The organism is Chitinophaga sp. (assembly GCF_036566945.1).
In the GTDB taxonomy this organism is placed as follows: Bacteria; Bacteroidota; Bacteroidia; order Chitinophagales; family Chitinophagaceae; genus Chitinophaga.
This window is the reverse complement of record NZ_DATCVJ010000585.1, coordinates 1-11,174: the sequence shown is the minus strand read 5'-3', so window position 1 is coordinate 11,174 and position 11,174 is coordinate 1. Positions and strand designations below refer to the sequence as shown.

The following is an 11,174-nucleotide window of genomic DNA, read 5'->3' as shown; positions in this document are numbered from 1 at the left end:
AGCAGCGCATGGTTTAGTCTTGGCAACGTGTTGTATAAAGGCTCTTTGCAAAATGGTGTGATGCAATTCAGCCACTGGTGCGAGTTACCAGCTGCAGCAGAAAATATTACCGTCAATACACAAAGTGGTCAGATTGCCTGGACCGAAAAAAACAATCTTTTTATTCGCACTGCTAACGATGCGGTACAAGCGGTAACGAATGATACGGATGAAAATATCGTGAACGGTAAAAGCGTACACCGTGAAGAATTCGGTATCGATAAGGGTATTTTCTTTTCTCCGAAAGGTGATCTGCTGGCATTTTACCGCATGGATCAGCGTATGGTGAATGATTATCCCATCATTGACTGGTCTGTTACACCTGCACATGCCAATAATATTAAATATCCTATGGCGGGTGGAAAATCCCATGAAGTAACCCTGGGCATCTATCAGCCAGCTACCCAAAAAACAATTTTTCTAAAAACAGGAACTCCTGCAGATCATTACCTGACGGCCGTTACCTGGTCGCCTGATCAGCAATCCGTTTATATAGCGCTGTTGAACCGGGAGCAAAATCACCTGTGGTTGAATCAATACAGCACGGTGACCGGCGAACTGGTGAAAACATTGTTTGAAGAAACAGATACGAAATATGTACATCCTACACATCCGCTGACCTTTGTTCCGGGTAAGCCAGATCAGTTTATCTGGTGGAGCGAACGTAGTGGCTACCGGCATTTATATCTCTATAATACCAAAGGACAACAGTTAAAACAAATTACCGCAGGGGACTGGGTGGTAAATGAATTAGTGGCTACCAACCAGCACGACGTGGTTTTCACGGCATCGAAGGAAGGGCCAATGGAAAAACATATTTACGCTGTGAACTATGCAAAAAATCAGAAAGTCACTTCCTATGTTCGGCTCGACAAAGCCGCGGGCTGGCATGATGCACAGGTGAGCAGCGATGGGAGTTATGTGCTGGACACTTACAGTTCCGGCACCACCCCTTACATAGCAAGAGTGGCCGCTACTTCCGGCAAATGGGAACAAACCCTTATCACTGCCGCCGATCCGTTAAAAGATTTTCAACGCCCGCAGATTAAGCAGGTAACGCTGAAAGCAGATGATGGTACGCCGTTGTATGGCAAACTGATACTACCTGTGAATTTTGATGCTGCCAAAACCTATCCGGTTATTGTATACCTGTATAATGGTCCTAATGTGCAGTTGATCCGTAATACCTATCCCTACAGTGGTAACCTGTGGTATGAATATATGGCGCAGCATGGCTATGTGATCTTTACCATGGATGGCCGTGGCAGTGATAACCGCGGAATGGCTTTCGAACAGGCTACTTTCCGTCAGTTGGGTACCGTAGAAATGAATGATCAGTTACAAGGCGTGGCTTATCTGAAATCACTGCCTTATATTAATCAGCAGAAAATGGGTGTGCATGGCTGGAGCTTCGGCGGATTTATGACTACCTCCCTGATGTTGCGCCATCCTGGCGTGTTTCAGGCGGCAGTAGCAGGTGGTCCGGTGATAGACTGGAGTATGTATGAAGTCATGTATACAGAGCGCTATATGGATAGGCCTTCTGAAAATCCGGAAGGATATGCCAATGCTAATCTTCTCACAAAAACAAAAGCGCTGCAGGGACACCTGATGTTAATTCATGGTACCAATGATGATGTTGTGGTATGGCAACATTCGATCGATTTCATCAGAGCCTGCGTAGATAATGAAAAGCAGGTAGATTATTTCGTATATCCGGGACATTTACATAATGTGCTGGGGAAAGACAGGGTACACCTGATGCAGAAGATCACCGACTATTTTGATGCGCATTTGAAGTAGCAGAAGGCCGAAGGCAGAAAGCAAAAAGCTATTGAAGTGGATAACGAAGCGAATAAATAATTACTCAGTTGCTTATGTTATCGCTTCAATAGCTTTTTGCTTTCTGCCTTCGGCTTTCTGCTTTTTTATTATCTTTCTTGCACAAAACAGTCAACAATGAAATATTTATTCCTGGCCATGGGGCTTTTATCTTTTTCCACGTTAATCGCACAACAGAAAAAGCACAAGGTATTATTTATTATAGCGGACGGTATACCGGCCGATGTCATTGAATCGCAGCCGACACCTAATCTGAAACGTATTGCGAAAGAAGGAGGGTATTGCAGGGCTTATGTGGGTGGCGAAAAAGGCGGGTATTCCCAAACGCCGACTATTTCTGCTGTTGGTTATAATAGTTTGCTGACCAGTACGTGGGTAAACAAACACAATGTTTGGGATAATGATATTGCCGCGCAAAATTACTCGTATCCCAGTATTTTCCGTTTTTTTAAATCGGCCTATCCAAATGGCACCACTGCTATTTTTTCTACGTGGCTGGATAACAGAACGAAGTTGCTGGGAGATGGATTACCGCAAACCGGCGGTTTACATATAGATCATGCCATCGATGGTCTGGAACATGATACGGTGCAGTTTCCACATGATAAAGATAGCTGGTATATTCATCAAATAGATGAAACCGTGGCGGCTAAAGCGGCGGAATATGTAAAAAGCGATGCACCGGATATGACCTGGTTATACCTGGAATACAGTGATGATATGGGGCATCGGTATGGTACGGGTGCAAGACTGGATACTGCGGTGCGTATGACAGATGATATGGTAGGTAAGATCTGGGATGCGATGGAATATCGTCGTCAGCATTTTAATGAAGACTGGCAGATTTATATTACCACTGATCATGGGCGGGATGCGAAAGGCGGCCATGGTCATGGCGGACAATCGGACCGGGAACGTACTACCTGGATCGTTACTAATGCCAAAGGATTGAATACTTATTTTAAAACAGCGCAACCAGGCATCGTAGATATTCTGCCTTCCATTGCACAGTTTATGAATATTAAAATACCGGTTGAAAATGCCCGTGAGCTGGATGGTGTACCCCTTACTGGCGCCATTTCGCTGGCACAGCCTACAGCAGCCCTATCAGCGGGTATATTACAGCTGGGGTGGAAGTCGTACGATAAAAAAGGTAAAGTGAAAATATGGGTGACCACGACCAATAATTACAAGACGGGTGGTCATGATACTTATAAACTATTGGGAGAAGTACCTGTATCGGCAGACAAGGCCGAAGTGAGCGTGAAAGACCTTCCTTCCGGATTTTATAAAATTGTGCTGGAAGCGCCGTTGAATACAGTGAATCGTTGGGTGGAGCAGAAGGCATAATGCATAATGCAAAAAGCAAAAAGCTATTTTCCCGGAGATCTTCGGGAAAGTAGCTTTTTGCTTTTTGCATTATGCCTTCCGCTTTTGCTTAAATATGGGCTTTACGCAAACGCTTGCGCTGATAACGCAAGCGTTTGCGTATACGGAATGTTAAAAAAATCATGTAGAATCGTTGTAGCAATTAATATGAAAGTGAACTAAGCTGGAAAAGCAGCAATTATAGACAGCGAACAATGAAGTCGAATAACCTGTGCCACGGTCACCTGCTGTGGCAAGGTTATCGATAATAAGATACCTCAGCGGTTGTGAATCACCAGCTGTGACTCCATGATAGTGCGTTGATAATCGTTTAACGCGTGTTCTCCATTTAAAAGAGATAGTAGCATATTGGTAGCCGCCTGCCCTTGCTCATAAGGGAACTGCTCTACAGAAGCCGCAGGAGGAAATGCCGTATACCCGCTTACCGGTGTATTGGCGTAAGATACAAAAGTTATATCCTTATTTATTTCCAATTTTTGTTTTAACGCATATTGTACGGCATCCATGGCTACATAGTCATTGAATGTAACGATGGCGGTTACTTTTCTTTTGAGTGACAGCAGGTATTGCATGGCTTCGTCCGTACCGGCAGCGGTAAGGTCGGCATTGACGATCAGTTTGGGATCGTATTTGAGACGGTGTTTGTGCAGCGCCCTGCTATAGCCTGCAGCGCGTTCCTTGCTGGCAACCATGGTTTCCGGGCCATTGATCATACCTATTACGCGGTGGCCTTGTTTTAGCAGGAAATCCACCGCCTGCACGGTACCCGATTCCAGGTTACAGGAAACGGAGTGCATATTGGGCAAATCAGGAATGCGATCGAAGAAAACTACCGGAATGCGTGCCTGTTGCAGCATTTCAAAGTGTTCGTAGTTACTGGTATTTTTTCCGATAGAAACAATACAGCCGTCTACCCGGTGTTGTTTCATGCTTTGAATGATTTGTTTTTCGCGGGCTTCATCATCGTGCGATTGCCCCAGCAGCACTGTATAGTTGTTGCTGTAGGCAGTATCTTCAATGCCGCTGATAGCGCTGGCAAAGAAAGCCTCCGACAGTTCCGGTAAAAGGATACCGATGGTGAAAGTTTTACCCTGTTGGAAATAGATAGCTGTCTGGTTGCGTTCATAATTCAGTTCAGCGGCCAGTTCTTTCACCCTGGTTTTGGTTCTTAAACCTATGCTATGGTGATCATGTAACGCTCTTGATACCGTAGATACAGAGATGTTCAGCCTTTTTGCAATTTCCTTTATTGTTGGTTGACCCGAAGAAACCACCTTTCTCATACATTTCAGCAATTAATAGAAAATAGATACAGCGTGTACTCTGCCGGACAAGTTACTTAGATATTAGAAAACATTAACTTTTTTTTATGAATAAAGGATCTTTAATAAGCATAACATAATTTTCTCGGCTTCAACACCGTCATTTTCGTGGATTCTAACTTTTTTCTAACGAGCTGATGGGGGCTTCGGCCTGCTATTTGCTATATAGCGAATGCTTCCATTGTATCCCTTATTAATCATATATAGTTATTTGTTAGATTATTAAAATATAACATTTTTATGAGAGTAGCACAACTAGCCTTGCCGGTAGCTTTAGTAACCATTTTTGCATCCTGTTCCGCTCCGAGAAAATTAAGGGAGTCACAAGCCAGAAACGCTCAACTGGATAGTCTTTACCGCGCAACCTATGGTAAATTAAGAACTTGTGAAGAAGATGCTGCACGCGCTGCCGCTTCGTATAAAGATAAAATGACGAATCTTACAGAACAGCAGCAGCAATTAAAAACCAATAACTCACAGATGCTGGACCATCTGAAAGAATTATCTGTTATTTCCAGTTCTCAGGCAGAAAGTATTAAAAAATCACTTGATAACATTGGTGCTAAAGATGCCTACATCAAGGATCTGCAATCTGCCATTGCCCGTAAGGATTCCCTGAACATGCAACTGGTCATGAACCTGAAAGGCGCCATTGGAAATATGGATGATAAGGACATTAATATTAAGATAGATAAAGGAGTGGTGTATATAGATATCTCTGATAAACTGCTGTTTAAAAGTGGTAGCTATGATATCAATGAAAGAGCCAAGGAAGTATTGGGTAAAGTTGCCAAGGTGCTGATTGCACAGCCGGATATTGAATTTATGGTGGAAGGTCATACTGACAACGTTCCATACCGTCCGAATGTATTACTGGACAACTGGGATCTGAGTGTGAAAAGAGCCACTTCTGTAGTGCGTATATTGCAGAATCAATATAACATTCCACCAGCGCGTATGACTGCTGCCGGTAGAAGTGAATACCTGCCCATTGCCTCCAACGATACACCGGAAGGCAAAGCAGCGAACCGTAGAACAAGAATCGTGATATTGCCGCAGCTGGATCAGTTCTTCAAATTACTGGAAAAACCAGCGAACTAATTTAAAAGCCAAAAGCTGAAGGCATAAAGCAAAAAGCTATTATAGCGAGTGATCATATACTGTGGTCACTCGCTATAATAGCTTTATGCTTTACGCTTTATGCTTTCCCTTATATTTGCCCGCGTAAATTATTGTAGCTATGAATGAACCTATGTTTTGTGACCCGGTCACGGGTGTTTGTGAGATTCCTGGTCTTGCTGTTACAACTGCTCCTGTAATGAATGGATGGCAGTCTGCCGATAAACCCATTCAACTCATTTATTTTACGGATCCGATCTGTTCTACCTGTTGGGGAATAGAGCCGCAATGGCGCCGGTTGAAACTTGAATACGGGCATGTGCTGGATATCAGCTATCACATGGGAGGATTATTGCCTTCCTGGGATGTATACAGCTCCGGTGGGATCAGCGGTCCTTCAGACGTGGCGCATCACTGGGATGAAGTGAGCAGGCATTATCAGATGCCGATTGATGGGAATGTATGGTTGGAAGATCCCTTGCCATCTTCTTATCCACCTTCTACCTGGTTTAAAGCGGCGCAGCAGCAGGACAAGCATAAGGCTGTCATTTTTTTACGGCGTATGCGGGAATTGTTGTTTATGCAGCAGCAAAATATCTGTAAACCAGCGCCGGTATTGCAATCTGCGGCTTTTGCAGGATTGGATATATTACAGTTACAGGCTGATTTTAATGCTACTGCGGCTGGGTTATTTGAAGCAGATCTGGCGTTGGGAAAACAGTTGGGTGTTCGTGGCTTTCCGTCTATCTTTTTTATAGATACTAACGGGCGGTCGGAGCTGGTATATGGCGCCAAGCCTTACAACGTTTATACAACTGCTTTGCATAAATTGCTGCCGGAAGCGAAAGCGAGAACCTATGCCAAAGGATTGGAATTGTTTGCCTATTTCCCAACGCTCACCACCAAAGAGTTTGCGGTATTGAATGATCTCTCTTTTGAGGAGGCGGAAATACAGTTACGTGGTTATCAGGCGGATAATAAGATATGGGTCAATACGATTGACAGTGGCCAATTGTGGGCATTGACGGCATCTTTATAGGGGTTGTTGTGTTTTAGGGCCTGGTACGGGTTTTTTCTTGCCAAAAAAGTAAGAAAGGCTTAGCAGTGCATAGCGCGAAAGTACGCTGTTCCGCTGTTGTTCTATATACGTAAATGTTTGCATGGTCATCAGCGCTTTATTTTCTCTGAACAGGTCGTATACATATAGTTTAATCAGCAGGCTTTTATCGGGCAAACAGGTTTTGGAGATCCAGGTGTTCACCACTACATATTGCTGTTTTTGACTGGTATTATTAGTATAGGTAGCGCCTGCGCCAAAATTGATGTCAAAAGGAAGATAGGTATTGGCCGACAGCGCAATATTGTAATTGGTGAAATCGTAGTATGCGTTGTTTTGAATAGAATAGGCACTGCCGGTATACAGCATATTGATCATTCCTTCGAGTTCCAGGACCTTTTTATAGGTCCAGGAACCGGAGAGTACCTGTCCGATACTAACACCCGAAAAGGTGTTTTTAAGTTGGTTAACGAAGGTGTTAATATGGTTATAGCTGGGCCATAAGCTATAGTTTAGGGTAAGGCCTATTTTCTGGAAGCGCTTACCCAATGTTATATCCTGGTAAATATTATAGGTACCATCTACATTGACGGCCTGGTTAATTTGTCTTCCGGTAGAATCAGAGTAGACGGATTGTGTGATCGCATTCTGCGGGAGATCAAGGTTAATGTTGGTACCAAAAGTAAGTCCGTTAATGCTGAAGGAATGATAGCCTGCCGATGCACTATTATAGATAGTTGGTTTCAGGTCAGGATTGCCCAACTGTACGTACAACGGATTTTGAATAGATATTACTGGTACCAGCATGTTACCGGTGTTGGGTACGCGTGTTTCGCGGGAGAGATTTAGGTTTAGTGACTTGTAGTTATCAATTTTATAAGTCAGCGAGGCATTAGGCGCCAGGTAATTAATTTTCTGCTGGTATTCTTTCCCGTCTGTATAATTATGGCTGGTGGAGTTGGTGGTATTATAGGTAATCAGTAATTGGCCCTGTAATTTATTTTTATTGATGGTAACGCCGGTACTCAGGGTATTTACTATATATCTGTTCTGGAAATTGTAAGTGAGTGTTTGGTTGATGATGTCATAGCCATTTTTTATATTATCGAAATCAAATACCTGCTGATTATTTTGTGTGAGGTTATTGGTATATCTATACGCAATACATAGAAACATACTTGGGTCCAGGGGGTATTGATAACTTAATCCCATGGTGGTTTTTCGAGTGTTGAGTTGATTTTTTAGCTGTTGATTGGTCGTGTCAGATTGGTCTGTTGCCGGCAGGAAATTCAGGTTGTAATTACACTGCTCATCGCGGATATTATTTTGGTTTACATTAATATTGAAATTTGTACTTCCCCATTTTTTTCCGAATGTATGAACGTAGGTTGCACCTAGGCTTCCGACACTATTTTTTCGATCTTCGCTGTTCATGTTATTTCCCATATTAATGGTATCGTTATTTTCCCCCCCCAGGGAGATATATTTATTTTGTGAAATGGGACTACCTTTTTGAAGTGTGCCCATTACATCTATGGAGACGAAATTATTCTCATTGACCTGCATCCCTATGGTGGCATACATGCTATTAAACTCGTTCTTTGTGGTGCTTTGTGTATTACTATTGTAGCTGAAATTGCTGTCGGGTAAGATATTATCGCGTTGCTGAAACTGGTTGTTCTTATTTTTGACATCGAAGTGCGAGATGTTCCCGTTGACCTTTATTTTCTTGTTGATGTCAAGCGAGAAGTTACCCTGAACATTGCCCCTGGTAGATGGTCCTCCGTAGTTCTCTGCTCTGTTTAAGTTTTCATCATTGGAGAAAGGGCCATTGGAGGAATTTATATTATTGCGGTTACCTGATATCAGTATTTGTTTGTTATCTCTGAACAGGTTGGCATTGCCTGCCACATTATAGTGGTCGTTCGTTCCGTATCCTCCACCCACGGCTCCGTTGATGCCTTTTTTCATTTCTTTTTTGATGGTGATATTAATCACTTTTTCATTTTTTCCTCCTTCCACCATACCATCTAATCCTTTTTTATCAGCTACCTGTATTTTATCTACCAGGTTAGCGAGCAGCATCTGTGATACTTTTTGAGGGTCACCGGAGGAATTTGGCGCGTTTTGAAATACGGCTCTCCCGTCTATATATAATTCCTTAATTTGTCTGCCCTGAAAATAGAAGTGGCCATCCGCATCAATAGTCAAACCAGGGATTTTTTGCAGGAGATTTTTCAGCGAAGCATTTTCAGCGGTCTGAAAATCACCGGCGGAAAATTCGATGGTATCTTTACGGATATTGTATATAGGTTTAATTACTTTAATATTGACGCCGTTCAGGTTGATGGAATTTCTTTGCAGACCCGTTTGTGCGAGTGTTGGTTGGGTAATTTTCCCTTTTTCAGGAACAGCTATATGGATGGTCGCCGCCGTATATCCCATATAACTGATGGTGAGCATGAAGTTCCCGGGAGGTGGATTATTGATAGAGAAATTACCATCCTTATCAGATTGACCCTGTCCTTTTAAAATTGACTTTTCAGCGGTAAACAGTAATATAGTAGCCCCTTGCAATGGTTTTCGGGTATCTTTATCGTAAGTAAGTCCTTTGATTTCTCTCTGCGCAAACAGCGTGAGATGAATGACTGTCAGTAGGATAGTTAAGGTTAAAGCGAATTTGGCCATTGCTAAGTTTTGGTTCAAGGATTGGTCTTGGTGCAATGATAGTATACCAAATTTCACAAAACGTAAATCAAATGAGAACGTTATCAGAAGTATTTAAAAACAATCAAAATGAATTTAGATTAACGAAACGTTTACAACTTTTGTGTGGAATAATTGTTGTATTGTCGCTTTGTTAACAGTCCTGACCTTTATGAAAGGGGATAGAGGAGCTTAATAGATGTAAAATCAAAACAAATCCTATTTTATGAACACACCAGCTTTAGTTAAGTCGTTAAAAGAAATGTTATTGAAAGCCAATGCCCACGTAACTTTCGGGGATGCGGTGCAATCGCTGCCTGCCAATTTGCGGGGAGAGGTGCCGGCGAAAATGCCTTATAGTATCTGGCAATTGGTGGAACATATTCGTATTACCCAGTTTGACATCCTCGATTTTTCCCGTAATCCGGATTATAAGGAAATAGAGTGGCCTAAAGCTTATTGGCCTGAAGAAACGTCTCCGGCCGATGATGCGGCCTGGAAGCATAGTGTAACCCAGGTGGATAAAGACCTGCACACCTTCATCGGGTTACTGGAAGCGCCGGGGGTGGATTTGTTTAGCCCGTTTCCCTGGGGAAACGGGCAGCATTTATTCAGGGAGGCTGTATTGTTATTGGATCATACCAGTTATCATACCGGCGAAATTGTAGCCCTGCGCCGTGCATTGGGCGCCTGGCATTAAACGTATTGTTTTTAAATACATTTCCAGAGGCAGTCGGTAAACCAATGTTTTCTGTCGAAGAAGCGGGCTACTGGTTTGAATCCTGCGAAGGCAGCCAATTGGTCCGTTTCTTCCAGGCTGTATTTCTGGGAGATTTCCATATACAATGATTCGTTTTCAGCAAAGGACACGGTGAGGCTGTCTCCTATATGTACTACCTGTTCCTCTAGGCTGATCAGGTAGCTTTTACAAGCGCCGGTACCTGGATCGTAAGTCGGGAAATGCTCAAATTTTGTCGTATCAAAATCGGCCTGTAACTCCCGGTTAATACGATGCAGCATATTAAAATTAAAAGCGCGGGTAATACCGCTGCTGTCGTTATATGCATTCAGGATTACCTGTGGATGTTTTTTGAGGTCAAATCCGGTGAGCAGCATATCTCCCGGCTGCAGGTATTGTCTTAATTGCTGACAGAAATTTCTGGCCGCTGCGCTGCTGAAATTACCAATGTTGGCCCCCATAAACAAGAGCACTTTTTTCCGGCTGGTGAGTTGGTTGGCTTGTTGGAGCATGTGAAAGTATTCTCCATTCAGTCCGTGTAACTGAAGTCCCGGAAGCTTTTCCGGCAGTGACTTTTCCAGTTGCTGAATCACGTTGGCAGAAATATCTATTGGAAAATACGTATAGTCTACCCTGTTATTAAGCAGTTGTTCCAGCAGATGCATGGATTTGGTAGCGTCACCGGCGCCGAGTTCTATGAGATCAAAGGCGCCAGCGTACTTTTGTAATGCCTGTGCAATCTGAGGGGATTGGGTGCTTAGAATTTCCATTTCACAGCCGGTCAGATAATATTCGTGGCATTGCATAATTTGCTGAAAGAGTGCATCGCCGGCAGCATCATAAAAATATTTAGGGTCCAGGTATTTCTGCGGAGCGCTGAGGCCCTGCACTACATCGTGGTAGAATGTTTCGGTGGCGGGCTTGCGTTTGCACGGAAGCATTGTTGGAATTACAGTCATAA

The 11,174-nt window shown here is 43.2% G+C and carries 8 protein-coding genes; 5 read left to right on the top strand and 3 right to left on the bottom strand.

Annotated features, from left to right (window positions below; translation table 11 throughout):
* Together VIP81_RS17980 and VIP81_RS17975 are read left to right on the top strand one after the other, a co-directional pair.
* Positions 1-1,842, top strand: a 1,842-nt coding sequence (locus tag VIP81_RS17980) for a S9 family peptidase (RefSeq protein ID WP_331963995.1), incomplete at its 5' end; no start/stop codon positions are given.
* A gap of 156 nt (positions 1,843-1,998) precedes the next feature.
* Entirely contained in the window at positions 1,999-3,231 is a 1,233-nt protein-coding gene (locus tag VIP81_RS17975) for an alkaline phosphatase family protein (RefSeq protein ID WP_331963992.1), read from the top strand.
* Between the two features lie 296 nt (positions 3,232-3,527).
* Here the strand turns inward: VIP81_RS17975 and VIP81_RS17970 are convergent, their stop codons facing one another.
* Complete coding sequence (locus VIP81_RS17970; RefSeq protein ID WP_133810238.1) at positions 3,528-4,553, bottom strand: LacI family DNA-binding transcriptional regulator; 1,026 nt, start codon at positions 4,551-4,553, stop codon at positions 3,528-3,530.
* A gap of 279 nt (positions 4,554-4,832) precedes the next feature.
* Here VIP81_RS17970 and VIP81_RS17965 point away from each other — a divergent pair, with 279 nt between their 5' ends.
* Together VIP81_RS17965 and VIP81_RS17960 are read left to right on the top strand one after the other, a co-directional pair.
* Positions 4,833-5,693 (top strand): OmpA/MotB family protein, encoded by an 861-nt coding sequence (locus VIP81_RS17965; protein WP_331963985.1) that lies wholly within the window; start codon positions 4,833-4,835, stop codon positions 5,691-5,693.
* A gap of 139 nt (positions 5,694-5,832) precedes the next feature.
* Complete coding sequence (locus VIP81_RS17960) at positions 5,833-6,750, top strand: DsbA family protein (protein WP_331963982.1); 918 nt, start codon at positions 5,833-5,835, stop codon at positions 6,748-6,750.
* Here VIP81_RS17960 and VIP81_RS17955 read toward each other — a convergent pair.
* Entirely contained in the window at positions 6,745-9,456 is a 2,712-nt protein-coding gene (locus VIP81_RS17955; RefSeq protein ID WP_331963979.1) for an outer membrane beta-barrel protein, read from the bottom strand. The genes VIP81_RS17960 and VIP81_RS17955 overlap by 6 nt on opposite strands.
* A 244-nt stretch (positions 9,457-9,700) precedes the next feature.
* Between VIP81_RS17955 and VIP81_RS17950 the strand changes: the two genes are divergently transcribed.
* Entirely contained in the window at positions 9,701-10,174 is a 474-nt protein-coding gene (locus VIP81_RS17950) for a DinB family protein (RefSeq protein ID WP_331963977.1), read from the top strand.
* Between the two features lie 11 nt (positions 10,175-10,185).
* Here the strand turns inward: VIP81_RS17950 and egtD are convergent.
* A partial coding sequence (egtD, locus tag VIP81_RS17945) for an L-histidine N(alpha)-methyltransferase (RefSeq protein WP_331963974.1) occupies positions 10,186-11,174 on the bottom strand: 989 nt, incomplete at its 5' end.